The sequence below is a fragment of the Monashia sp. NPDC004114 genome, assembly GCF_053603855.1.
Map to the genome: position 1 here is coordinate 323,273 of NZ_JBSGGK010000002.1, position 24,978 is coordinate 348,250.

Here is a 24,978-nt window from a genome sequence, read left to right on the forward strand (position 1 = left end):
GAGTGCAGAAATGACCAGACCGTTTCGGTTCGGAGTCGTTGCTCCGGTGATGAGTGACCTGCCGACGTGGCGGGACCAGGTGCGCCGTATCGCCGACAGCGGCTACTCGACGCTGCTGATGCCCGACGTGCCGCAATGGCAGCCGGCGCCCGCCCCGACGCTCGCTCTTGCCGCGGCACAGGCAGACCTTCGCGTCGGCACCTGGGTGTACGCCTCCCCGCTGCGCCCGGCCTGGAGCACCGCGTGGGAGGCGCACACGCTGTCGGTGCTTACCGAGGGTCGCTTCGAGATGGGCATCGGTACGGGGCGGCCGGGGATCGAGGACGAGCTCGCCCGGCTCGAGATTCCAGTCGTGCCACCCAGCGAGCGACTCGCCCAGGTGCGTGAGACCGTGGCCAGGCTGCGTGACCTGGACGGGCCAGATGTTCGTACGCCGGTCGTCATGGCCGTGCGGGGTCCGAAGGCACAAGCGCTTGCCGTCGAGGTCGCCGACACCGTCACCTTCGCGATGTTTCCGACCGACACCCGTGCGGACATCGCCGGGCTGGCACGCGACTTCCGCGCCGTGCGGGACATCGAGCTCGCGCTCCATGTCCCAGTCGTCGGCGACGGTGTCGCGCCGTTCATGGCATCCCCGCGCGACACCGATCCGGCCGCGTTGCGCGAGGCGGACTCGCTGGCCGTGCTTCCCGAGGACCCAGCCGCGGCCATCGAGGAGATCCAGCGGCGGCGCGAGGAGATCGGGTACTCCTACTTCGTCATCGGCTCCGACTTCGCCGACGGGTTGGCCCCGGTGGTGGCCGAGCTGGCCGGCCAGTAAGGCGAGCAGCGCGACAAGGGGCCTCGACAATCGACCATGTGGCGATGTGTTGAGGCCCGGATCCCTGGTTGTGCTCGACAAACGCACATCTGGCCGATTGTCGCGGCGCCCACACTGCACGGTGGGAGCATGATCACATGAGCACAAATGGCAAGTCTGAAGGGGGGGTGGACGTTAGCCCCCCATTGGCGACCGATCATGGACCGCACGTCGAGTCGAGGGCCGAGACCTACTGGTTGACGTACGAGACGCTTCGTTGGCTTATGGTCGCTCTAGCGGGGATGCTGCTTGCCGTCACCGTCGGGACCGCGGTGTGGACCGGCCATTTGCCCGGATCGATCAGTGACTATTACGGAGGTCCGGTTCGCGACGTCTTCGTGGGCGTGTTGTTCGCGGTTGCGGCATGTCTGGTCGCGTACCGAGGATCGACTCCTCTCGAGGACTTCGCCTTGAACGGCGCCGGCTTCTACGCTCTCTTTGTGGCCCTGCTTCCGACCACTTTGGAGAAGAGCCTGACACCGCCGGAGAGCCCACTGCCAGACTCTATCTCCGCCGACGAGATCAAGAAGTACCTCATGGTGACGTATGCCGCTGTGGTGCTGCTGTTGGTGGCGCTCGCGGTCCTCGAGACCAAGATTGCGAGCCGTAAGAAGCTGACCGACACCGGAGGCGGGAGCAAGGCATTCGTCGTCGCGGCGGTGACGGTGCTGGTCCTCTTCGTGATCGGGGCCGGAGTGGCCGTGTTTACGGGTCACCCCGCTGATCACTTCACCTTCAACTCGAACGTGTGGTCAGGGTTGCGGCTCCATGACTACGCGGCATTCCTTCTCATTGCCTCCTTGGCCGTTGCCGTGTGGACGCACGCCATCTCCGGGGACGAGTCCAACCAGTCGCGGCTGCCTGACTCGCTGCGCTGGCCCACCTCTGGGCCCAAAGCAGCGTGGGAGCCGGAAAAGCAGCTCACCCTCGAGCCGACGAGCACGACGCCTCAGTTCACGTTGTTCTACCGCACTATTCTGATTCTGATGACGGGTGGCGCGGTCATCGTGTGGCTCGTTTCCGCGAAGCTGTGGCCTGAACACACAATACTCATTCTGGAATGGTTCGAGATCATCTTGTTCATGGCATTCTGGATAGCAGAGACGCGACGTGAAGGTAAGGCGCGAAGAGGCGAGCTCGGACGCTGACTCGGGAGCACCTGGTCGGGGTCAGCTCTCGCCGGGGGCCGGTGACGCGAGGGGCGGACGCGGGCCGACGCCCTGAGCCGCTGTCGGACCACGTCGGGTGGATCGTTCCCCTCGGCCGACAGCGTCACCAAGGCGGTCCTTGAGCCGCAGCGCAGGCAGTTCCACGAGCGGGCGGGACACGATCGCCAGCACGATGGCGATGGCCGCGCCAAGCGACCGTCCCCACACCGTCCGTCCCACGTACGAGGTCACGACGAGGATGCACGCCGAGTTGAACAGGTACAGGGCATAGCTCCGGTCACCCAACCACCGCAGCGGCGACCACTCCAGGGCCGTCCGCAGCCGTGACGGGACCGGCCGGGAAGCCCACCAGACCACCCAGGCCGCCGCCAGTGTCAGAACCGGAATCCCCACCAGGTAGGTCAGCGGCGACTGGTACGTCCCTGGGTTCAGCGACAGTCCCGCGATCACCACGACCGCGAGCCCGGTCACGAGGGCCGGCGAACGTGGCGCCCAGTCACGCTGCCGCGCGGATGAATCGACGATCGCGAGCAGCGCGCCGGTCAAGAGGCACTCCACCCAGACCGTCGGCAGGGTGTAGAAGAACCACCCGAGGGACATTCCCGCAGCGACTGTGGCCATGCGCAGCACCACCGCAGCCGCGATGAGCCAGAGCATCGGACGCAGCCGGCTCCCCGCTGCGCGGCGCAGGAGCAGCACCGCCAGGACCGGCCAGACGAGATAAAACTGCTCCTCGACCGCAAGCGACCAGAGGTGCTCGAGCTGTGGCGCGTAGTCATACCCGAGCCCGGCGGTGACGTCCGTGACGTACAGAAGGCCCTGCCAGGCCCCGGTGGCCGCGTTCCCCGTGGTGACGCCGCTGCCCGGCACGAACGACATGACGAACACCAGCACCAGCAGCAGAGCCAGTGCAGGCACGAGCCGCAGGAACCGCCTCACGTAGAAGCGGCGCAGGTCGACTCGGCCATTCGCGGAGGCGTCTCCGACGAGCACGGACGTGATCAGGTAGCCCGACAGCACGAAGAAGATCAGTACACCGACGAGCCCCGCACCTGTCGCGCCGACCACGTGCGCGAACAGCACGAGCGCGATCGCCGTGCCGCGGATCCCGTCGAGGGCCGCAACGCGCCCCGCCCGCCCTCGGGCGCCTGTCATGCCGCCGAGTGTGCCCGACCCGCCCCGATCCGTCGCCCGAACGGTCGAAACCCGCACCCGCCGGCGTCCATCGCCGCGCTCACCCGGGCCGGGGACCCACCAGATGCTCGAGGCGCTCAGATCCGATACGGATCGTGTAACTTGGACGCGATTCCCCGTCGCACGGGACGGAACGGAGACGCGCTGTGGCTCGCGCCTACATGCGGCCGCACGACGGCCCCGACGGTGGGACTGAGCCCGCCGCGAGCGGCACAGGTCCGATGAAGCTGAACCATGTCGTGCTGACGCGGTTCAACCTTCCCTCAGCGGGCTACGAAAGCCTCCTGCGAGAGAAGGAGGGTTGGCTGCGCTCCCGTGTCGAGCTCTTCGAGCGCTACTGCCTGCCGTCCATGCGGGCCCAGGCCGGCGCGGACGCCGCGTGGATCATCTACTTCGACCCCGCGAGCCCAGCGTGGCTCATGGACTGGATCGAACGCACGAACCAAGGCGACTTCATGCCGATCCTGCGCGCGACGGTGTCCTACGAGGACCGGATGGCCGACATCCGCGCTGCGGCCGTAGACCTCGGCGACATGTTGGTCACGAGCAATCTCGACAACGACGACGCTGTCGCAAGCGACTTCCTCGCGCGGGTGCAGGCCGCCGCGGCTCCTGGCGTCCGCACGGCGATCTACCTGGCAGACGGCCTCATCGCGCAGGACGGTCGGGTGTACCACCGCGTCGACCGGGACAACGCGTTCTGCTCCGTCGCGGAACCATGGGACTTTGCCGGGGACAAACCCGCCACGTGCTGGCTGCGCGCTCACAACCGGCTTGGCGAGACCATGCGGGTGGTGTCACTGCGCGGTCGACCCGGTTGGCTCCAGGTGGTGCACGGGGCGAACGTGAGCAACCGGGTGCGGGGACGCATGGTGTCGCCGACCAGGTACCGATCGCAGTTCGGCTCGCTTCTCGACGACTTCCCCGAGCCCAGCGCACTGCGTCTGGCCCGCGATCGTGTCCTGTCGGGTCCGCTCCGTGCCGCACGGGAGACCAGTCGCGCGGCGGCCAAGCGCGCGGCGGTCACCGTGCTCGGTCCGGACGGCATCGACGCCCTCAAGGTCCGGGCCGCCCGGCTGCCTGGTCGCCGCCACAAAGAACACGAGTGATCGCCACCCTGCACGGTCCCTTACGCGTCGGCGTTCGTCTTCTCCGGGACGGCCGGTGAGGAGCCGGACCGTGCTGCGAAGTGGTGTGCCAGCCGCACCGCGAGCACCGCCGCGAAGAACGTCGGGTTCGCCTCTGCCGACGTCGGGAACACACTGCTCGAAGCGATGTAGAGGTTGTCGACGCCATGAACGCGGCAGTCCCGGTCCACGACGCCTTTCGACGGATCGTCGCTCATGCGAGTGGTGCCGATGCTGTGGAATCCGTCGGTCGACTGCGCCCATGCGAGAGCACGGAGCTCGGCGGCGTCACGCGCGAGGTACTCGATCCGACCGATCCCGGCCTTGCGCAGCTCGGTGTCGAGGAGCTCATGACAGCGCAGCAGTGAGTCGATGTCGTCCTCGAGGTATCGATAGTCGACCTCCAGCACGGCCGCACCATCGTCGTCCGTGCGGATCATCAGTCGACTGTCCGGACTCGGCAGCTGCTCCGCGTGGTAGTGAAGTGCGTACCGGCCGCCTTCGTTGAGGAGGATGAAGCCCGGCTTGCGCACCGACGAGCCGTATCGCCGATAGATGATGTCGAGCACATCCGCGAGCGCGCGGAACGGTCTGCGGAGGATGTTCACGATGTGCTCTCGGACGGCATACGGGCGAGGACCGACGTGGCGCAGTCGGATTCCCTCCGCGAGGACGCGACGACCGATCGGCGGAAAGGCGATGCCGAGGAACACCGCCGAGAGTGTCGGGTTGCGGTGCTCGTACTCGTAGAACGGCGGGTTGTCGAGGTAGAAGGCCGTGTTGAGGACACGGTGACGTCGCTGGGCTTCCTCGGTGAGCGTGAAGCGCCGCCGGATGTAGGAGTCGAAGCGGTCACGGGAGAAGTCGAGATCGACGGCGCGCGCCGGGTCGTCGAGGATGATCTCGGCGATGCTTCCCGTCGCATGACCCATGTAGTAGCGGCCGAGGGGTCCGCCTGCGCCCCCGCACAGTTTCGGGACGCGGCGCTGCAGTTCCAGCAGGAAGCGTGTCGTCTCGAGGCCACCCATTGCGAGCACGTATGCCGCAGCCCGGAGCCGGAGCTTCGCGCCCTCCCGCTCGACGACGACATTCGCGACCGAGCCGTCGTCGGCGAACTCGATGTCCTCGAGGCGGCTGCTCAGCAGGACATCGACCCGCGCGTGGTCGACGACGCGCTTGCCCAGCCGCGGACCAAGTCTGGGCTGCCGGGCCCAGCGCTCGAGATTCGACATCCGGAAGTCCGCCAGGCCGTCCCAGTCGGCCTGCTCCGACTCGAACACGGCGCCACCGCAGTCCAGGTGGCGGGCAGCCGGCCAGTACCAGGGGCAGACGTCGTCGATGCGGATGGGCCACACGCTGTCGGGAACATAGTCCCGCTCCTCGAAGTCGATCGGCTCGAACGCGACGCAGCGGCCGCCCCAGAGCCACGACGTGCCGCCGATGCCCTGTCGGGTCGTGAGCTCGAGCGGTGCGTGACGTGCCGGATCGGCGATCTCGGTGCGTTGTCGCGGACTGGGCTCGACGTTGCGCCTCGCCGAGCGCAGGTCGCCCGCGTCCACGAGCAGGACCCGACTGCCCGCTTCGGCGGCCTCGAGCGCGAAGGCCAGACCAACGGGACCTGCGCCGATCACGCAGCTGTCATACGACCCCGCCGGCGCTCTCCCGCGCGCCAGAACGGTCATGGCGCAGCGACCTTCGTCGGCCGGCTGGATGCGTCCCGTTCCCAGGCGCGCTCGCTTCTGCGCAGAATCCTCTCAGCGCGGCGGCGCGACACGACCGTGAGAACCAGGTACCACGCCACGTCGATGGCATCCCGCGGTGTCCGCACGGCCGTGAGGAGCCCGCGACCCCGTGAGCGCGCGTGCGAGGAGATGCCGAGCTCGATGTATCCGCGCCGCTGTCGTGTGAGCACCGCGAGCAGACCCGTCAGGTCACGGGGCGTCCGTACTCGCATGGGCGCGGTGGCGACGACGCGCTTCTCTGCCTCGGCGAAGCGACTGTCGAACCACGAGTCGTCCGCGGTCACCGGCGGGAAGCGGCCGAGGCGCTGATGCCCCTCTCGACTCGTCGCGTAACCTCCGGCCCCCCACAGCCGAGACGGTGGCGCGGGCACTCGGCTGCGTGCACGGTAGTAGGCACGCACGGGCGCTGTCGCGCCGATCGTGTCGTAGACGTAGTAGGGCCTCGCGGCAAGGACTCCCGGCTCGGCCAGGGCCTCGAAGACCGCGAGCACGGTGCTTGGCGCGACCTCGATGTCGGCGTCCAGATAGAGGCGAGGCCAGGCGGCCGCGGCCTCGTCGCCCAGGTTGAGTCCGGCGATCTTGGATGCCTGTTCTGTCTCGGCCACGACGACGCCGGCGAACCGCCGCGCGATCTCGGCGGTGTCGTCGGTGCAGCCGTTGCAGGCGACGACGATCTCGAACCCGTCCACGGCGACCAGGGGGGCGAGTGACCTCAGGGTCCTGCCGATCACGGCAGACTCATTGTGCGCAGGGATGATGACGGCACCCCGGGCGGCCGCGGGCAGCACCTGCGGCGCGGCCGCCCGGAAGTCCGAGGTTCTCGTCACCACGGCCCCGTCGTCGGGCGTGGCAACAGAGATCGACGCCCGGCTCACGCGGATCGCCGAGCCGGGCCGCTTCGGTCCTCACCGACGGGCTGACGCTTTGCCTTCGCTCCGATTTCCTGACGTGCGCTCGCCCGCCGAAGCCACTGTGCTGGCACGTGTTTCGCGCGCATCGCCGGGCGCTCGACTGCAAACCAGCTGGCAACGGCGAGAGGGACCGTACACAGGATGCTCGCTGACGCGAACAGGCCCGGGGACAGGCGGGCGAGGCCAGCCACGACGAGAAGCTGTTGGACCGGGAACGCGTAGAGGTACATCCCGTAGGACACGTCGTTCCGTGAGCCGATCTTCTGTATGCCGCGTGGCGCGGTCGCGCCGACCCACAGCAGCAGGTAGGCGAGCGGCAACGGGAACAGGACCTCGCCCTGGCCGAGGACTCCGGCCGCCACCAGCACCGCGACGGATGCCACGGCGCCGGCTGCCCCCAGGGGCACCCGGTCGGCGAACCGGAGCAGCAGGACCCCGGCGAGGAAGTACGGCACCAACAGGGTCACTTCGAACGGGATCCCGAAGTGGGGGCCGACAACATGGAAGTAGGCCGATGCGGCAGTGGCCAGGACGAAGGCTGCAGCGACGATCCAGCGTCGCCACAGGATCGCCAGGCAGAGCACCAGTCCGACCAGGACGTAGCACATGAGCTCATAGCGCAGGGTCCAGAGAGAGCCGTTCCACGCCGCGTATGGCGCACCGGCGAGTGTGGCCGGGTCCAGCTCTGTCGGACTCGAGGTGTCGGCATACGTGAGGACGTAGTCGAGCGCGTTGGAGGCGGTCCAGCCGCTCCGCGCCCAGCCACCGACCCGCGCGGCGACGAAGGCGGTGAACAGCAGGCACACCCAGAAGCCGGGGAAGATCCTGAGGAAGCGCCTCCATGCGTAGCCGGCGAGCCCGGTCTTGAGCCGGGAGGCCGTGATGAGGTAGCCACTGATCGCGAAGAAGCCGCCGACCGCCAGCGTGCCGAGACCGATGCCACCCCACTGCGGGTCGGGCCCATGGCCGCTGATCGGGAAGGTGTGGGACACGATGACGAGCGTCGCCAAGAAGAGCCTGATCGCGTTGAGGCTGTTGGCCCGCAGATCAAGCCGGTCCGCCAGAGACGGAGCGCTCACGTCTCGGACCATCTGACGCGCGGGAGCTCGATGCCGAGCTCGGCCAGTGTCGGCGCGGCGGCATCGCGCTCGGACTGCAGGGTGATCGGTAGCGGCCAGTCGATGGCGAGCTGCGGGTCGTGCACCGAAATGGTCATGTCATCCGCGGGATCGTGGTCACGGTCAATGCGGTATGTAATGTCCGAAGGATCCGAAAGTGCTTGAAAAGCGTGGGCACATCCGGCCGGGATATAGATCGACATCTGGCTGTCGCCATCCAGGCTAAAGGTCTCACATTGGCCGTAGGTGGGCGATTCCGGGCGCAGATCCACCGCAACGTCAAAAACCGCGCCAAATGAGCACCGGACCAGCTTCGCCTCGCCCTGTCCCCCACGGAGGTGGAGCCCGCGCACGACACCCGCACGCGAGCGGGACACGCTGTCCTGCCGAAACCCTTGCGGGTCAAGGCCCGCGGCCCCCGCCGCGTCGACGTCGAAGACCCTCGTGAACGATCCGCGAGCATCTAGGTGTGGTTTGGGCGTAAAAAGCAGGATCCCTGCGATGGTTCCGTGAGCAACGTCCATGCTTGCTCCTCACATCGAATGCCGTGAGCGTATGGCCAAGTCCTGTGGGGCGAGCCAATTTCCCGCGAAATCACAAGTGAGGAAAGACGAGAGATGTCACGATGAGCGCACTGTCGAAAGGGTGACGCATGAGAGTGATGGTTACCGGCGACCGGGGTTACATCGGTGCCGTGATGGTCCCGGCGCTCCAAACCGCGGGCCACGAGGTCATCGGCTTCGATGCGGACTGGTACGCGGGGTGCGACTTCGGAGACGTGCCCGACGGATACGAGCAACGGATCGGCGACATCCGCGACCTGGCGCCCGAGGACCTTGCAGGCGTCGAGGCCGTGGTGCACCTCGCGGCGATCTCGAACGACCCGATCGGGCATCTGGACCCCGCGGCGACATACTCGATCAACGGCCGCGGGGCGGTGCACGTCGCGCGGGTGGCCAAGGCTGCCGGCGTCTCGCGGTTCCTGTTCTCCTCCTCGTGCTCTCTCTACGGCGCGGCGGGCGACACGCCGGTGACCGAGACCGCGGCCTTCAACCCCGTGACTCCGTACGGGGACAGCAAGGTCATCGCCGAGCGCGGGATCAGCCGCTTGGCCGACGACTCGTTCAGCCCGACGTACCTGCGCAACGCGACGGCATACGGGTCCTCCCCTCGCCTGCGGGCCGACATCGTGGTCAACAACCTGACCGGAACGGCATACACCCGCGGGGAGGTCCTCCTCGCCTCCGATGGATCACCATGGCGACCTCTCGTCCACGTGCGGGACATCTGCGCTGCATTCGTCGCGACTCTCGCGGCCCCGCGGGACGTGGTTCACGACGAGGCCTTCAACATCGGTCGCGACGAGGACGTCATGCAGATCCGTGAGATCGCCAACGCGGTGTCACGACACCTCGGCGCGCCGGTGACCTTCGCACCCGGCGCCGGCCCCGACGTCAGGAACTACCGCGTGGACTTCAGCAAGGTCCGGGCCATCCTGCCCTCCTTCCACCCTGAGTGGACCGTGTCGGACGGCATCGCCGAGCTCACCCAGGACATGGACGACTTCGGCCTGACCGCAGAGCAGTTCGAGGGCGCTCGCTTCGTGCGCCTGGCACGGGTGCGGCAGCTCGTCGCCGAGGGTCGTCTCATCGACGACCTGCGTCTCGCAGAGGCGGCTCGGTGAGCGAGCGACGCTGCCGCCTCTGTGGCAGCGAGCTTCGCCACACTTTCGTGGACCTCGGCATGTCGCCGCCGTGCGAGAGCTACCTGACCGCCGAGCTCGCCGACCAGGCCGAGACCTTCTACCCCCTGCACGTGCGGATCTGCCAGGCCTGCCTGCTCGTCCAGCTGCCTGCGTACATCGCCGCGGAGGACATCTTCAGCGACTACGCATACTTCTCCAGCTACTCGGACTCGTGGGTCGCGCACGCCGAGCGGTTCGTCGAGGGCGCTGTCGACCGCCTCGGCCTGGGGCCGGACTCGTTCGTCATCGAGGTCGCGAGCAACGACGGCTACCTGCTTCAGCACGTCGTGCGCCGCGGCATCCGATGCCTCGGTGTCGAGCCGGCCGCGAACGTCGCCGAGGCCGCGATCGCCAGAGGCGTGCCGACCGAGGTGCTCTTCCTCGGCCGGGAGACGGGTGAGAAGGTGGCCGACACGCACGGACCCGCCGACCTCGTTGTGGCCAACAACGTCTTCGCACATGTGCCCGACATCGTCGACTTCGCCGAAGGGCTGCGCGCCCTCGTCGCCGACGACGGCCGGGTCAGCATCGAGATCCCCCATCTGCTGAGGCTCATCGAGGGCAACGAGTACGACACGATCTACCACGAGCACTACTCGTACCTCACGTTGCTGACGACGGCGCGCGTCCTCGCTGCCGCCGGTCTCACCGTCGTCGACGTCGAGGAGCTCGGCACGCACGGCGGCAGCCTTCGCACCTGGTCCGCGCCGACCGAGAACGCGCCAGCGCCGTCCGCCGAGGTCGGGCGTGTCCTGGCGCTCGAGGCAACGCACGGCCTGCACAGCCTCGAGGGTCATTTCGGCTTTGCCAGTGCGGTAGCGCAGGTGCGCAACGACCTCATCGAGTTCCTCGTCGGGGCGCAGCGCTCCGGCGCCACGGTCGTCGCGTACGGAGCGCCTGGCAAGGGCAACACGCTGCTCAACCACTGCGGCGTGAGGCCGGACCTGCTGAAGTTCGCGGTCGACCGCAACCCGGTCAAGCACGGAAAGTTCCTGCCCGGCACGCATATTCCGGTCCAGCCGGTCGAGACGCTTCGGGAGGCGCGCCCCGACTATGTGCTCATCCTCCCGTGGAACCTGCGCGACGAGATCAGCGCGCAGCTGACCTATGTGCGCGAGTGGGGCGGAAAGCTCGTGGTGCCGCTGCCCCGTCTCGAAGTCATCTGATCTCGGGGTTTGAAGGTAGGAGTTGAGATTCATGAAGGTGGTGCTCTTCTGCGGCGGGCTCGGGATGCGGATGCGCTCGGGCCCGGAGTCCCTACCCAAGCCGATGATGCCGATCGGGAGTCGGCCGGTGCTGTGGCACGTGATGCGCTACTACGCCCATTTCGGGCACACGGAGTTCATCCTCTGCTTGGGCTACGGGGCCAAAGCCGTCAAGGACTACTTCCTGGACTACCGCGAGACCGAGTCGAACGACTTCGTCCTCTCCAAGGGCGGTGCGAGCGTCGAGCTCCTCGGCAGCGACATCAGCGACTGGCGGATCACCTTCGTGGACACCGGGTTCGACACCGAGATCGGTGAGCGCCTGCGCAGGGTGCGACCCTACCTCGAGGATGACGAGGTGTTCCTGGCCAACTACGGCGACGTCCTGACCGACGCACCGATGGACTCGATCATCGACGACTTCCTCGCCTCGGATGCCGTGGGGACCCTGCTCGCGGTTCCACCTCCTCAGTCCTTCCACGTCGTCACGGTGGGCGAGGAGTCGAGGCTGACGGGATTCGTTCCGGTCGGCGAGATGGACCTGCGCATCAACGGAGGCTTCTTCGTGCTGCGTCAGGAGATCTTCGACTTCCTCAACGAGGGAGAGGACCTCGTGGCCAACGCCTGCGCGCGGGCTGCCGAGGCCGGGCGGTTCAGGGCTGTTCGCTATGACGGGTTCTGGGCGCCGATGGACACCCTCAAGGAGCGCGCGTACCTCGAGGACCTGCTCCGGGAAGGTCACGCGCCATGGGCGATCTGGCGCAGCTCCCCACCGTCGCACCCGACACCCGGGGATCTTGTCGTGCCGGTGCTGCATGAGCCGCTGCCCGACGTGAGCTGATGGTGCTGCCCTTTCGGCTCAGCTCGCCCTTGAGTGTCCTGTGTCTGGGCGCGCATCCCGACGACATCGAGATCGGCTGCGGCGGAACGCTGCTGACGCTGGCCCAGAGGCCGGACGTATCGGTCGTCAACCTGGTCCTCACCGGGTCGGGAGGGCGAGAGGACGAGGCGCGGGCTGCCGGTGAGCTGTTCGCGCCCGGCAGCCGCACAACCGTTCTCGGTCTTCCGGACGGCCGGCTGCCGTCCGTGTGGGGGGCGGTGAAGGAAGCCCTGGAGGACCAGGCAAGTGTCCTCAGGCCGGACGTCGTCCTCTGTCCGCGGGTCGACGACGCACATCAGGACCATCGGCTTCTCGGAAGGCTCGTCAGCACGGCATGGCGAGACAGCCTGGTGATGCACTACGAGATCCCGAAATGGGATGGGGACCTTCGCCCGGTCAGCCATTACGTGCAGGTCGCGCCCGAGCTCGCCCATCGCAAGGCCGAGCTGCTCGACCGCGCATACCCCTCCCAGCGTGGCCGCGACTGGTGGGACGCGGAGACGTTCCTGTCCCTCATGCGGATTCGAGGCGTGGAATGTCGCGCTCGCTACGCCGAGGGCTTCGTCGTGTCCAAGGCCGTCGTGGACGTCGGGCCGTAGGAGGCCTCGAGGACGAGCACCCAGTCCGGGTCACCCCCGGAGTTGGCTCCGGGCGTGTTCACGGTCACCGTCCCGGCTGCGCCACGGGGCAGGTCGACGGGAGCGCTGGCCCCACTGACCGGGTCACGCCACACGGCGCGGGTGAGGGGCCCGGCGAGTGCCGACAGGTCGAGGAGGAGCCCCGCGCCGTCCGGGTCGTAGGCCACGGCCAGAGACCGGTCGGTCGCAACCGACGACACCGTCGGGTCCGCGGCCGAACCGCTGCCGACGAGGAGAGAGCCGGAGTCAGGGCGCAGCGTCCACCAGTCGACACTGCCGAGAATGTGCGCGAACTGCGTCATGCCTTTGGTCCCAGGAGAGTCGAACTGCTCGGTCCACCCACTCGGTGCGGGGAACAGCCCCGGACCGTCGAAGTGCCACATCGGGTTGTTGCCGAACACGTGGCCGATGCCACCGCACAGGACGGTCTGGTAGCTCTGCCGCCTCAGGTCTACGGGGGTGGTGTCGTGCTCGTTCTCGTACAGGCTCTCGAGCAGGAAGAACGGCTTCGTCCCGTCGCGGTATGCCGCGCTCGCGGCATCCATGGGGCGTTTGTACGTGTAGATGTTGTCGATGGAGAACCACGGTCGGTCACCCCACGCGGGCGTCACCCGTGAGTCGACCTTGCCGTTGTACGTCTGGAGCGCGTGGGGGTCGGTCTCGGCAACTCCCTCGGCGAGCGCGTCGACCAGCCCCGGGTCGGGGACGTCGTAGTCACCCCCTTCGACCCAGATGATGTTGTCGAAGGCCCGGAACCGCTGTCCGACAAAGCGTCCGTACGCGCGGAGCGTCTCCGCGCCTGACCTCGCCATCTCCTGGTACCAGCCCTCGCTGCCGCCGTCGTAGCCGGCATACGCCGGGGTCATGAGCACGAGGAAGCCCCACGACCTCGCCAGCGACACCATCCTCGCTGCGCTGTCGAAGTATGCGGCGTTCGGACGGGAGAAGTCACCGGGAGCCTGGAACGGCGCCTGGCGCTGGGCGTTGGCCGGCGCGTTCGAGGCGAACTTGTGCTCGATGAGGTTGATCATGATCGTGTTGAAACCGGCCTCCCGCCGAAGGCACAGGTACGTGCCAAAGGTCTGCTCGTCGAGCTGGGCGATCACCGACCACGCCGCATCGCCCACCATGAGGAACGGCCTCCCGCTGCGGTCTACGAGGTGCCGGCTCTCGACCGTCAAGGGAAAGGCGGTGCTGGCGCCCGTCGTTTCGGAGGGGCTCCGCACGGAGCAGTCGACGGCGCTGGTCGCCGCCATCGGCACGGAACATCCGGCGACCAGGAGGCCGATGGCGAGCGCGGCTGCCACCAGAGATCTTCCAGCTGACATATGGGTCAGACCTCCGGCTCGAAGAGGCATCCATGGACCCCCGTCAGGGTAGAAGCCGCGGACGCGGCCCGGAGGCGTTTGCGCAAGACGGCCGAAACCTGCGCCACTCCTGGGAATTCGCCGTGAGCGGACGCGATCTTCCTTAGGCTGGCATCGTGGGGGGGGCCCACCCGTATGCCGTCGCTGTCGTCACCGGTGCATCTCAGGGCATCGGCGCTGCGGTGAGCCTTCGACTCGCACGGCAGGGCTACCTCGTGTGGGCGGTGGCCCGCAGCTCTGAACAGCTGGAGCGCATCCGCGAGGCCGGTCCGCCACAACTGATTCGCCCGTTTCCCATGGATCTGGCGACGTCTGAGCTCGGCGCTCTGGAGCGGGCGCTCGCCGAGGCAGGACACCGGCTCGGCGCGCTCGTTCACTGCGCCGGGGTCATCGTCACGGGGTCGCTCCTCGTCGACGGCTCCAGCGACCTTCAGCGGCTCATGGACCTGAACGCCTTCTCGCCGCTGAGACTCACCGCGCAGCTGCGCGGACGACTCCATGCGGGCAGCACCGTCGTGTTCGTCAACTCCACCCAGGGGCTGGCGGCCTCCGGGGGGACGGGCGCCTACGCTGCCAGCAAGCATGCGCTCAAGGCGATGGCGGACGCGATGCGAGCCGATCTGACCGGGAGCGGAATTCGGGTCACCACGATCTATCCCGGCCGCACGGCCACCCCGATGCAGGCACAGCTCTACGCGGAGCGCAACGAGACATACCGCCCCGAAGTGCTGCTTCAGCCAGAGGTCGTCGCCCACCTGGTGCACACCGTGGTCGCACTGCCACCCGGGGCGGAGGTCACCGACATCAGCGTCCGGAGCGACATCAAGTCCTACTGACTGGGGTTGTCCGTCGATCCCCCTCGGCACGGCCCCTCCATCGGGCAAGATCTCCCTGTGCAGACCCAGGCCGGTGCGCCGTTCCGCTGTCGGTCATGCGGCTCCGAACACGTCAGCCTCGTGCTGAACCTCGGTCCGGTGCCGGCCTCAGACGTCTTCCCGCTCATCGAGGACCCGGAGCCCGACCGTCGCTTTCCCCTGGAGCTCGTGCGATGCGACCGGTGCACACTGCTGCAGCTGGGCCCTGCCGCAACGCTCCAGCCCGAGGCGCCGACCGCGGTGGAGTCGGCGACCGCAGTGGCCCACGCAGAGCGCTCGGTCGCACAGATCCTGCGCGACGAAGGCCTGCAGGCAGGGCGATCCGTGATCGAGCTCGACTCCGGCCACGGGAACTCGTGGCTCGCAGAACTCACGCGCGCGGGGCTGGTCGAGCGCCGCGCCGAGGAACGGGCTGACCTCGTCGTGGACCTCCACCACCTCATGCATGAACCGGTCCTTGACCCCGTGCTCGAGGCACACCGGGAACGTCTGGCACCTGGCGGAGCCCTGGTGCTGGAGTTCTTCTACGCGCGCCGCCTTGTCGAGGACCGTCTGGTCGACACCATCCGACACGGACACTTCCTCTACCTGAGCCTGACCGCGCTGCTACCCGCCCTCGAGCGACACGGCCTGACGGCGACCCGCGCGGTGGAGGTCGACGTCTATGGGGGCAGCCTGCGCGTCACTGCGCGCGCCAGCCGGGATCATCCCCCGGTCGATGGGTCGGTGGCCGCGGTCCTCGATGCGGAGCACAGGGCGGGGTTGGCGGGTTGCCACGCGACGGAGGCCTTCGCGGCCGAGGCGCGGACCGTGGCGGACGACTTCCGTCGGCGGCTCGAGGTCGCGGCGAGCACCGGGCTGAGCGTTGCCGGCTATGGGGCCCCGTCGAAGGCTACGGTCCTGCTCTCTCTCGCCGGCGTCGACGAGCGTCTCCTGCCGTTCACCGTCGATCTCTCACCGGCAAAGGCCGGGCGTCGGATTCCGGGCGCACGGGTACCGATCTACCCGGTCGACACACTTCTGGAGAAACGCGCCGAATTCGTCGTCATTCTCACTTGGGACATTGCGCACGAAGTGACAAGTTACCTCAAAAGGCTTGCCAGTGAAGGAAACTGGCATCCGAGGCTTTACGTCCCATTGCCACGCCCGCGCGAATTCCAGCTCATTTGAGGGCGCGTTCGGCATTTTCCTGACGGCACATCCACCGTCACCTATCGTGTCCGCATGACCGCCGCTGATGTGCAGGCTCGCGTACGAAGCGAGTTCCATCGGGGGGACCGTGTGCGGCTCAAGAGTGTCGACGAGATCGTCAGCACGCTTGACGCCGACGGGACGCTGGACCGCCTTCCTTTCATGAGGGAGATGCTCCAGTTCGCTGGGCGCGAGCTCACGGTCGCGGCGCGGGCTGACAAGACGTGCGACACCATTGACATGACCGGCCCGAACCGCAGGATGACGGGGACGGTCCACATCGTCGGCGCCCGCTGCGACGGGTCGGCCCACGGCGGGTGTCAGGCCTACTGCAACCTCTTCTTCAAGGAGGCCTGGCTCGAGCCGGCGCCACCGGCCGAGGACGCCGGCCGTCCCGAGCCCGGCGGTCCCGACGCGGGTCTTTCCGACCAACCGGTCTCGGCTCCGTCCGTGGTCCAGTTCGACACCCTCCCGATGGAGGGCGTGGACGAGTTCGCGGTGACGGGCCCGAACACCTACCGCTGCCAGGCGACCGAGCTCATCAGGGCCTCGAGCCCGCTGACCGGGCGCTCGCACTACCTGCGCGACGTGAAGACCCGGAACGTGCCGATCTCGACGATGCTCAGAGCCATTCCGTATGCCGTGGTCAACCGCTATCAGCGCGCCTCGATGAAGCTCCCGGCGGCCTTGCGGCTCTTCGACGGCCACCGGCTGCCGCGAGTTCGCGGCGGTGTCGTCGACCGCCAGTGGCCACAGACCGAGCCCTTGAACCTTCAACCGGGGGACCTCGTCGAGGTGCGCGGCCGGGAAGAGATCGAGGCAACGCTCGACAGCAACCAGAAGAACAGGGGTCTGTGGTTCGACGAGGAGATGCTCGCCTACTGCGGCCACCAGGGAAGGGTCCGGCACCGCGTCGAGCGGCTCATCGACGAGAAGACGGGCCGCATGCTTCGGATCACGCGTGACCTCGTCGTCATAGAGGGCATGTCCGGTTGTGCGGGCCTGTACCACAGCCTGTGTCCCCGGTCGGTCATCGCCATGTGGCGTGAGGCCTGGCTGCGCAAGATCGACTGACGCGACATGGCCGGTCGACCACGAGGCACGGCGCCGACGGACGGCATCGCCGTCGACACGACCACGATCGCGCGGGGGACGCGGCATACGGCCGTCGCCCAGGTGATCACCCAGGTCGTGCGTCTCGCGACGAACGTCGTCCTGGCCCGCCTTCTCACCCCGGAGGACTTCGGGGTCGTGGCCATCGCGCTCGTGGTGACGATGCTGCTCGACCAGCTCAAGGATCTCGGAACGGGATCGGCGATCATCCAGCGCCAGACCGTGGACGACGTCCTGGTCAACAGTGTCTTCTACCTCAACCTCGCACTGGGGATCGTCCTGGCAGGGGCCATGTTCCTGCTCGCCGGTCCGGTGGCTGCGGCCATGTCCAGTGTTGCGGCGACGCCTGTGCTCCAGGCGTTCTCGCTCGTCACGCTGATCACCGCACTCGGCCAGATCCACCACTCGCTGCTCCGCCGCGACCTGAGGTTCTTCGAGATCGCCCTGGCCACCAGCGTCACTGCGGTCGTGACCGCGGGTGTCTCCATAGCAGGGGCCCTGGTCGGGATGACCTACTGGGCGCTCGTCGTGGGGAACATCGCGGGGGCGCTGGTGGGCACAGCCATGGTGTGGGTCTTCGACCGGTGGCGTCCGTCCTGGCGCTTCAGCTGGGCGAGCTTGCGCTCCATCTGGAGCTACAGCTTCCACCTGTTCCTGTCCAACGTCCTGTTCGTCGTGTTCAACCAGGTCGACAAGGTCATCGTCAGCCGCTTCCTCGGCCCCGCCGCCCTGGGTGCCTACACCCTGGCCCAGCGCACCGTGGCCGCGCCGGTCGCCTCCGTGGCCTCCGTCGTGAACGAGGTCGTGTTTCCCGTGTTCTCGCGTCGCCAGGACGACCACGCAGCCCTGCGAAGCGGATTCATCCGTTCCTCGTGCGCCACGGCCGTGGTGACGTTTCCGTTCGCGTTCGGGCTGAGTGCGCTCGCTGGACCCGCGGTCGATGTCGTCTTCGGTGAACGCTGGCAGGCCGTCGTGCCGGTGCTGTGGTTCATGGCCCCCGTGGTCGCAGTGCAGTCGGTGACGCTCAGCTCGAGCCAGCTGCTCCTTGCCAAGGGCCGTAGCGACTGGTCCTACCGCTGGGGAGTGGTCTACTGCGTGGTCCTCACTGCGCTGGAGCTGTACGGCGTCCGGTGGGGTCTGGTGGGAGTGACAGCAGCGTATGCCGGGGGCGTCCTCCTGCTCACGCCGTTCAGCCTCCTCATCGCGTTCCGACCCGTCCAGCTTCGGCTGCGAACGTACTTCCGTGCACTGCTGCCGCACCTGGCTATCAGCGCCGTCATGGTGGCCAGCGTCCTTCTCGCCAGCCGCGTCACCAGCCAGGCGGGGGCAACGCCGTTGGTGCAGCTGGCGACCGGCGTGGCAGTTGGCGGGGTCGTCTACATCGTGGCGCTCGTGATGGTCCGACCGCCCGCACTGAACGACATGCTCGCTGTCCTGAGGGCACGCAAGCGATGACCTCCGACGACCGCCCGTGCGCTGTCAGCGTGGTCATCCCTGTCTTCAACCCCGGCCGCGCCCTGGGTGACCAGCTCGAGGCGCTGGCCGGGCAGAGCGGTTTTGAGGAGCCCTGGGAGGTCGTGCTGGCGGACAACGGCTGCACGGACGGATCACTCCAGTCGGCGCTGGACCACGAGCGGCCAGAGCTCGACCTCAGAGTCATCGACGCCACGGCACGTAGGGGGCCTGCGCACGCCCGAAATCGTGGGGCCGCCGAGGCACGTGGCGACTGGATCGCCTTCTGCGACAGTGATGACGTCGTGGCGCCGAACTGGCTGGCCGAGCTGTGGCAGGCTCGTCACGGCGGCGGGCTGGTCACCGGTCCGTGTGATGTCACGCTCCTGAACGAGCCCGCTCTGCAGCTGGCGCGGGGCGGCCCCGAGTACGGTGCGACGCTCCTCGACGGACCCTGTGAGTTCCTGCCCTTCGCCCCGTCGTGCAACCTTTTCGTCAGCCGAGAGACGTTCGAGAGGCTCGGCGGGTGGGACGAGGGCCTGGCCTACTGCGAGGACGTCGACTTCAGCTGGCGAGCCCAGCTCCGAGGGACGCGCCTGCACTTCGCGGACGAGGCCGTCGTCCACTACCGATACCGGAAGTCCGTCTGGGGCGTGTTCACCCAGATGCGCCGGTACAAGGCAGCCGAGGTCCGGTTGTACCTTCGCTACCGGTCGTCCGGGGCTCGTCGGGCCGGCCCTGGCGAGGCGCTCGGCCAGTACTGGTGGATCGTCAGCCGCGGACCTTACCTCGTCCTTGGACTCCGGCGCCGAATGCTCTGGGGGGCCGTCGCCGGCACGATCGTCGGTCGGGCGCAGGGCAGTCTCCGTCATCGGGTCCTCTACCTATGACTCGGCAAGGGGGTCACGTATGACTCGTGTATCTGTAGGACTGCCCGTCTACAACGCGGCCGCCTACCTGGCCCAGGCCCTCGACAGCCTTCTGGCGCAGACGCATGCGGACCTCGAGATCATCGTCAGTGACAACGGCTCGACCGACGCGACCCCCACCATCTGCCGCCGCTTCGCCGCGGCGGACGACCGAGTCCGGTACGTCCGACACGACGCGAACCGCGGCGCAGCGTTCAACCACAACTTCGTCTTCCACCAAGCGAGCGCACCGTACTTCCGCTGGTTCGCCTATGACGACGTGCTCGAGCCCCGATGCATCGAAGCGTGCGCCGCGCAGCTCGACACGTCACCCGACGTCGTCCTGGCCTGGCCACAGACCACGGTTATCGACGAGACGGGCGCGGTGAGGTGCGACTACCGCACGGACCTGCCCTTCGACAACGCGACCCCGGCCACCCGGCTGCGCAGCCTGCTGGGGCAGCGCACGAGCGAGACGCTGCTGCACATGTGCTATCCCATGTACGGCCTGATGCGGCGAGACGTGCTCGCATCCACTCATCTGATCGCGGCGACGCCGAGCGCCGACACGATCCTGCTCGTCGAGCTCGCACTTCGCGGACCGTGGGCGCAGGTCCCCGAGCGGCTGTTCCTCCACCGGCGGCATGCGGCCTCGTCGATGGTCGGCACCACACCGGAGCAGGTCGCCGCTTACTACGACCCGCGCGCGGGCGGAGTATTTCCCATGCCACAGACAAGGCTCGCTCAAGGTTATGCACGCGCGGTGCTGACCACCCCCCTTCCCGCGCAGGACCGCGCCCGCTGTCTCGGAGTGGTCGCGCAATGGCTCCGCAGGGACAGTCAGGGGCGAATCATTCTGGGAGAGTGGAAAATTCGGATGAAACAGGCATTTGCGTCTTGAGACAGAAAGGGTGCATGCGGCCTCATTGGTGCATGAATTGCGACCCAAAAGAATCCGTCCGGCAAATGTCCCAGAACTGACTGTTGGGCGACGTTCGCGCAGTTACCCTTCAAACAACCGACAGCCGGGGGCCTGAAGGGAGTTGACCCGCGTGGATGCACTCGACGTCGTCATGGTGTGCGTCAAGAGGTGGTGGGTCATGCTGCCGGTCCTCCTCCTGACGGCTGCAGCAGGCGCGGGCCTCGTCCGCCAGCAGCACCCCGTCTACCACGCCTTCGGCAGCTACGCCCTGGTGTTCACGCATGGAGAGGCGATCTCCCCCACCAAGCCGGACCCACGCAACGCCAACCCGCTCGGCGCCAACAACGGAGTCCTGGTGGGCGAGGCGCTGATCGCCGACTTCATGTCGGCGGCGACTCAGGTGGCGCTGGGCGGCGTGGGCAACACGGGAGCTGCTCCGGACCAGCCTGAGAGCAAGAGCCTCTTCTCAGTTCTGCTGCCGCAGCAGGGAACCAGCGTGTATGCCGTTCAGACCTACGGCCCGAACGAGGCGGGGGTGCGCTCGGTCGTCGATGCCGTGCTGGCGGCCGCCCCAGGCAAGGCGGCCGGCATCCAGCAGAGGGCCGGAGCACCTGAGGTGTCGCAGTACACGACGTTCGTCACGTCACGGACACAGGTGGAGCTGCTGCCCCCACCATCGACGATGAAGCTGCTGGTCGCGGTCGGCGCTGTGGGTCTCACGGCCGGAGCAGCACTGTCGATCGTCGTCGACCGCATGATCCAGCGTCGCAAGCGCAAGGCAGCGCTGCGAGGCCCGCGAAGACGTCGCCTGCGTCTTCCGCGGCGCTGGGGCGGACGCCATTCGCAGAGTCTCGCTGCTCCGGCGCCGGTGGAGGCTGCTGTCAGGTCAGGGTCGACCGCCGTTGCAGAGCCGCTGAATGGCAGCCCCGTGGGACCGCCGTCAGAAGTCAGCAGTGACAACGGCGTTCGGCTCGAGGAGTGGTGGGCGAAGCTCGACAGGCGCAGCGAAGACCAGCCATCGGTGACCGAGGCACCGCCGGTCGTCGACCAGCCGTCGAGGCTCGAGGTAGTACCCGTCGACCAGCCTGCGGACGAGTCCGAGGACGTGGAGGAGGACTACTGGAACCCCGTTTCGTCCGAGGCCGGGCGGGCCACCGCCGAGGAGCCCGATCCTGAGTCCCCCTCGGCCGTTGGCGAGAATGGCGAGGCCGACAAGGCCCAACCGCCCGAGCAGCCCATCGCCACGGAGGAGGAGGCGCAAGAGGCAGCGGGGTCCGAGCAGCCCGAGCAGCCCGAGCAGCCCGAGCAGCCCGAGCAGGCCGAGCAGGCCGAGCAGCCCGAGCAGGCCGAGCAGGCCGAGAAGCCCGAGCAGGCCGAGAAGCCCGAGCAGGCCAGGCAGCCCAAGGAGGCCGCCCAGCCCAACGAGCCCGAGGTCAGGGTGGAGGCGGCTGACGGGCAGGTCGCCGTCGCCAACGGACACCGCCCCCGACCCGCTGCCCGGGCGCGCTCGAGGGCCGCGGGCCAGCTCAATGGCGACCACCAGGCCGCCTCGGGACCGGCGCAAGCTCCGCTCAACGGTCACCGCACTGAAGAGCCTGCGGAGCCACCGCAGGCCGTCCCGATCGCGCCTGCCCCGGCGAAGCCTTCGCCACCCCGCCGACGCACCCGCACGCGCTCTGCTCCGAAGCCGCCGACCGCGGAGGTCGCCGCGGAGGTCGCCACGCAGGTCGCCGACGAGGCGACGGATGAGGGCGGCGCGGAGCAGGACCGCAGAGGCGACCCGGTCTCGTCCGCTCGCTAGCCATGAAGCTGGCCCGATTCCGGCACCACGCCACGGTGGCGGTCCTGCTTGTCGTCATCGGCATTGCAGCGGTCGGACTCATCGCCTCGCCGTTCGCACGCAATCCCTTGGTGCCCTTGGGTGCCGCCTTGGGCATCTCGTTCATTCTCGTGCTCAGCGCGATCTCCCTGTCACGGCGCGACCCGGTGTCCGTGCTGACGGTCATGCTGACGGCACTGTTCCTGATCCCCGGTGGATACGTCATCGTGGGTCCCCTCAAGTCGGTGGGAAACCCCGCAGAGCTGATCGGCCTCCTGGCGCTGGCGCTCTGGGGTGCCGGCCGGGTCCTCGGGCTGCTGCCCGCCCGTTCGGGTCACCCGGTCCGGTGGCTGCTCCTGGCCTGGGCGATGACCACGGGCATGGCGTTCGCGGCCGGCATGCTCCGAGTCCTCGCGCCGGAGGAGAGCAACGGCGCGGTCCGCGCACTCTTCCCGCTCGCGGCCGTCATGGGCATCGCTTTGTTCGCCGTGGACGGGCTGCGTTCGCGGGAGATGGTCGAACGCACCCTGTTCCGGCTCGTGGTGCTCGCGGGCTTGTCTGCCCTGATCGGGATCGTCGAGTTCGGCCTGGGCCTCGAGTACCGCACCGCGATGCAGCTGCCCGGGCTCACATCTGACACCGACGACTATGTCGACACGCGGGCCGGGTTCGTGCGCGTTCAGGGCGGAGCATCCCATCCCATCGAGTACGCCGTCGTGCTCGTGGCGGTGGCGCCGATCGCTCTGCACTTCGCCCTCAAGGCGACTGGACGGTCGCGCCGTGCCGCAGCATGGCTGGCGTTCGTCGCGATCCTCGCGGTCATCCCGATGACCGTGTCCCGTTCGGGGATCGTCGCCCTCTCGGTTGCGCTGGGCGTGTATGCCGTCCAGCTGAGCCCGCGTCAGAGGCTGAACGGCGTGCTTGCTGGCGTGGTCGGGCTCGTGCTTTTCCGAGCGGCCGTGCCCGGGATCCTCGGCACGCTCGAGTACTTCCTCTTCGCCGGCTCGTCGGACTCCAGCATCACGGCGCGCACTGACGACTACGACCGGATTCCCGCGCTGATCTCTGGCCACGAGCTGCTCGGGCGTGGCTTTGGCACCTTCGGCCCCACGCAGTACTTCTACGTGGACAACCAGTACATCCTTACCCTGCTCGAGGGCGGCTTCGTTTCCTTGGCCGTGCTGGTCGCCATCTTCGTGGTCGGCATGAGTCTGGCGCGCGGCTACCGCAAGCGGTCGACCGACGAGGCCGAACGGGGCCTCGGGCAGGCCCTGGCGGCGTCAATCGCGGCCGTGGCGATCTCCGCGGCGACGTTCGACGAGTTCTCTTTCCGGCAGACGTTCTTCACTTTCGCACTCGTCCTGGGCTGCGCCGGCGCCCTGTGGGGCATCGCCAGGGCGCGGGAGGAGGCGAGCACAGTGGACCTAGTGCACGAAAGTGGGGACTCGACTCCAGCCGTGGCGCTCGCCTCGAGAGGCGCAGCGGCCTCGACGGCCGACCGGCCCCGATCCAGCGTCGCGACGCACGACCCGGGTGACTTGTCGTCGGCGATCGCCCGGCCGGACCATGCCGTGCCGGCCGTGCCTTCTGTGGTGTTCGCGTTCGCCTACCACACGTGGGCCGATGCGGTTCGGCGCGACTTCTCGTGGTCTGCAGACCAGATGGCGCGGCACGTACTGGCGGACGACACCGTGCCATCTGTGGTGCTGTCAGACCCGTTGCGCAGCCGGCTGGCACGCTTTCGGCGGCGTGACATCGAGCCGGACCACGGCTTTCCCGACGACCCCTCGCGTCGGCTGGTCCGGCCGGTGCGGTGGCGACGAGGCGACACCACAGGCATGTCCACTGCGACGGCATACAGTGCGTTCGACTGGTGGCTGGGCGGCCAGGTGACCGATCCGGGCTCCTCCGTGCTCGTCACGTGTCATCCGGTTCATGCTGCGGTCGCTGACCGCACCCGATGGCGCGACGTCGTGTACTACGCGTGGGATGACTGGCTCGAGTACCCGCCCTTCGAGCCGTCTCGGCGCCTGTATGCGTGGAGCTATGCGCAGATGGCGCGTCGTGACGTCCACGTCATCGGCGTGAGCAAGGCGGTGGTCGGTCACGTCGGATCTCACCGGGCCACCGTGGTGCCCAACGGAATTGCCCCAGGCGACTTCCTCGCGCTCCCGCCGGTTCCGTCCTGGTTCAGGGGGCTCGACAGGCCGGTCGCGTTCTACGCGGGGGCGCTCGAGCGTCGGGTTGACGTCGACGTGCTGCGACGCGCGGCTCGCGACCTGCCTGACTGGACCCTGGTCCTGGTGGGGCCCATGCACGAGCCTGACCTGTTCCGGGCCTTGTCGGAGGAGCCCAACGTGCAGATCAGACCCCCGGTCCCTCGGAGCCAGGCGCTCGCCATGGCAGCCGCGTCCGAGGTCTGCCTGATACCGCACCGGGAGACCCCGATGTCGCGGGCGATGAGCCCCCTCAAGCTCTACGAATACCTCGGTGCGGGAAGGCCGGTCGTTGCAAGCGACCTACCGCCGCTGCGCGATGTGAGCGACCGGTGCCTCATCGTCTCCCCCGGTGACTCGATGGCGCCCGCCATCCTGCAGGCGGCCAGCCTGCCGCAGCAGACCGAGGCCGAACGGAGCCAGTTCTACGCCACCCACTCCTGGGCCCAGAGGTATGCCGTGTGGAGAAGCGCCGTGCTGGGCGTGGACTTCCCAGCATTCACGGGCTGATCCCCGGAGGACGGCCCT

Annotated in this window: 21 protein-coding genes; 15 read left to right on the forward strand and 6 right to left on the reverse strand. The window is 68.1% G+C overall.

All coding sequences use genetic code 11. The annotated features are described in order from the left end of the window. Nucleotides 1–10 precede the first annotated feature (10 nt). Together ACWEOW_RS04270 and ACWEOW_RS04275 are read left to right on the forward strand one after the other, a co-directional pair. Nucleotides 11–820, forward strand: a complete 810-nt coding sequence (locus ACWEOW_RS04270; RefSeq protein ID WP_452267911.1) for an LLM class flavin-dependent oxidoreductase — start codon at nucleotides 11–13, stop codon at nucleotides 818–820. Between the two features lie 281 nt (nucleotides 821–1,101). After that, nucleotides 1,102–2,007 (forward strand): hypothetical protein, encoded by a 906-nt coding sequence (locus ACWEOW_RS04275; protein WP_452267912.1) that lies wholly within the window; start codon nucleotides 1,102–1,104, stop codon nucleotides 2,005–2,007. Nucleotides 2,008–2,028: 21 nt separating this feature from the next. Here the strand turns inward: ACWEOW_RS04275 and ACWEOW_RS04280 are convergent, their stop codons facing one another. After that, nucleotides 2,029–3,183: an acyltransferase family protein gene (locus ACWEOW_RS04280; RefSeq protein ID WP_452267913.1), complete on the reverse strand. Its 1,155-nt coding sequence runs from the start codon at nucleotides 3,181–3,183 to the stop codon at nucleotides 2,029–2,031. A gap of 185 nt (nucleotides 3,184–3,368) precedes the next feature. Between ACWEOW_RS04280 and ACWEOW_RS04285 the strand changes: the two genes are divergently transcribed. After that, nucleotides 3,369–4,331 carry a glycosyltransferase gene (locus tag ACWEOW_RS04285; RefSeq protein ID WP_452267914.1) on the forward strand — a complete coding sequence of 321 codons (963 nt, stop codon included), beginning with the start codon at nucleotides 3,369–3,371 and terminating at the stop codon, nucleotides 4,329–4,331. Nucleotides 4,332–4,351: 20 nt separating this feature from the next. Here ACWEOW_RS04285 and ACWEOW_RS04290 read toward each other — a convergent pair whose 3' ends face one another. From ACWEOW_RS04290 to ACWEOW_RS04305, 4 genes are read right to left on the reverse strand one after another with little or no spacing between them, the layout of a single operon-like run. Beyond that, nucleotides 4,352–5,980, reverse strand: a complete 1,629-nt coding sequence (locus tag ACWEOW_RS04290) for a GMC family oxidoreductase (RefSeq protein ID WP_452267915.1) — start codon at nucleotides 5,978–5,980, stop codon at nucleotides 4,352–4,354. Between the two features lie 47 nt (nucleotides 5,981–6,027). Then, the gene (locus tag ACWEOW_RS04295) at nucleotides 6,028–6,918 is read right to left on the reverse strand and encodes a glycosyltransferase (RefSeq protein ID WP_452267916.1); all 891 of its coding nucleotides are present in this window, start codon (nucleotides 6,916–6,918) and stop codon (nucleotides 6,028–6,030) included. A 44-nt stretch (nucleotides 6,919–6,962) separates the two neighbouring features. Continuing rightward, nucleotides 6,963–8,081 carry an acyltransferase family protein gene (locus ACWEOW_RS04300; protein ID WP_452267917.1) on the reverse strand — a complete coding sequence of 373 codons (1,119 nt, stop codon included), beginning with the start codon at nucleotides 8,079–8,081 and terminating at the stop codon, nucleotides 6,963–6,965. Further along, nucleotides 8,078–8,644 (reverse strand): dTDP-4-dehydrorhamnose 3,5-epimerase family protein, encoded by a 567-nt coding sequence (locus ACWEOW_RS04305; protein WP_452267918.1) that lies wholly within the window; start codon nucleotides 8,642–8,644, stop codon nucleotides 8,078–8,080. The genes ACWEOW_RS04300 and ACWEOW_RS04305 overlap by 4 nt, the downstream gene beginning before the upstream one ends. A gap of 128 nt (nucleotides 8,645–8,772) precedes the next feature. Here ACWEOW_RS04305 and ACWEOW_RS04310 point away from each other — a divergent pair, with 128 nt between their 5' ends. Genes ACWEOW_RS04310 through ACWEOW_RS04325 form a run of 4 tightly spaced genes read left to right on the forward strand, consistent with a single transcriptional unit; the run spans nucleotide 8,773 to nucleotide 12,548 of the window. Further along, a complete protein-coding gene (locus tag ACWEOW_RS04310; RefSeq protein ID WP_452267919.1) occupies nucleotides 8,773–9,804 on the forward strand; it encodes an NAD-dependent epimerase/dehydratase family protein in 1,032 nt (343 codons plus the stop codon). Continuing rightward, the gene (locus tag ACWEOW_RS04315) at nucleotides 9,801–11,030 is read left to right on the forward strand and encodes a class I SAM-dependent methyltransferase (RefSeq protein ID WP_452267920.1); all 1,230 of its coding nucleotides are present in this window, start codon (nucleotides 9,801–9,803) and stop codon (nucleotides 11,028–11,030) included. The genes ACWEOW_RS04310 and ACWEOW_RS04315 overlap by 4 nt, the downstream gene beginning before the upstream one ends. Before the next feature lie 31 nt (nucleotides 11,031–11,061). Then, nucleotides 11,062–11,910, forward strand: coding sequence for a sugar phosphate nucleotidyltransferase (locus ACWEOW_RS04320; RefSeq protein ID WP_452267921.1), 849 nt, complete (start codon nucleotides 11,062–11,064; stop codon nucleotides 11,908–11,910). Next, nucleotides 11,910–12,548 carry a PIG-L deacetylase family protein gene (locus tag ACWEOW_RS04325; protein WP_452267922.1) on the forward strand — a complete coding sequence of 213 codons (639 nt, stop codon included), beginning with the start codon at nucleotides 11,910–11,912 and terminating at the stop codon, nucleotides 12,546–12,548. Before ACWEOW_RS04320 ends, ACWEOW_RS04325 begins: the two co-directional genes overlap by 1 nt. Here the strand turns inward: ACWEOW_RS04325 and ACWEOW_RS04330 are convergent. Next, complete coding sequence (locus tag ACWEOW_RS04330; protein WP_452267923.1) at nucleotides 12,497–13,894, reverse strand: apiosidase-like domain-containing protein; 1,398 nt, start codon at nucleotides 13,892–13,894, stop codon at nucleotides 12,497–12,499. The two genes, ACWEOW_RS04325 and ACWEOW_RS04330, sit on opposite strands and share 52 nt — an antisense overlap. Nucleotides 13,895–14,070: 176 nt before the next feature. Here ACWEOW_RS04330 and ACWEOW_RS04335 point away from each other — a divergent pair, with 176 nt between their 5' ends. From ACWEOW_RS04335 to ACWEOW_RS04370, 8 genes are all read left to right on the forward strand, one after another. Then, nucleotides 14,071–14,790, forward strand: a complete 720-nt coding sequence (locus ACWEOW_RS04335) for an SDR family NAD(P)-dependent oxidoreductase (protein WP_452267924.1) — start codon at nucleotides 14,071–14,073, stop codon at nucleotides 14,788–14,790. Nucleotides 14,791–14,847: 57 nt separating this feature from the next. Further along, the gene (locus ACWEOW_RS04340; protein WP_452267925.1) at nucleotides 14,848–15,999 is read left to right on the forward strand and encodes a methyltransferase C-terminal domain-containing protein; all 1,152 of its coding nucleotides are present in this window, start codon (nucleotides 14,848–14,850) and stop codon (nucleotides 15,997–15,999) included. 54 nt (nucleotides 16,000–16,053) lie between these two features. Next, nucleotides 16,054–17,094 (forward strand): hypothetical protein, encoded by a 1,041-nt coding sequence (locus ACWEOW_RS04345; protein ID WP_452267926.1) that lies wholly within the window; start codon nucleotides 16,054–16,056, stop codon nucleotides 17,092–17,094. 6 nt (nucleotides 17,095–17,100) lie between these two features. Further along, a complete protein-coding gene (locus ACWEOW_RS04350; RefSeq protein ID WP_452267927.1) occupies nucleotides 17,101–18,588 on the forward strand; it encodes an MOP flippase family protein in 1,488 nt (495 codons plus the stop codon). 29 nt (nucleotides 18,589–18,617) lie between these two features. Beyond that, nucleotides 18,618–19,475 (forward strand): glycosyltransferase family 2 protein, encoded by an 858-nt coding sequence (locus ACWEOW_RS04355; protein WP_452267928.1) that lies wholly within the window; start codon nucleotides 18,618–18,620, stop codon nucleotides 19,473–19,475. 19 nt (nucleotides 19,476–19,494) lie between these two features. Beyond that, entirely contained in the window at nucleotides 19,495–20,394 is a 900-nt protein-coding gene (locus ACWEOW_RS04360; protein WP_452267929.1) for a glycosyltransferase family 2 protein, read from the forward strand. 151 nt (nucleotides 20,395–20,545) lie between these two features. Further along, nucleotides 20,546–22,216 (forward strand): hypothetical protein, encoded by a 1,671-nt coding sequence (locus ACWEOW_RS04365; RefSeq protein ID WP_452267930.1) that lies wholly within the window; start codon nucleotides 20,546–20,548, stop codon nucleotides 22,214–22,216. 2 nt (nucleotides 22,217–22,218) lie between these two features. Then, nucleotides 22,219–24,960: an O-antigen ligase family protein gene (locus ACWEOW_RS04370; protein WP_452267931.1), complete on the forward strand. Its 2,742-nt coding sequence runs from the start codon at nucleotides 22,219–22,221 to the stop codon at nucleotides 24,958–24,960. Nucleotides 24,961–24,978: the final 18 nt, after the last annotated feature.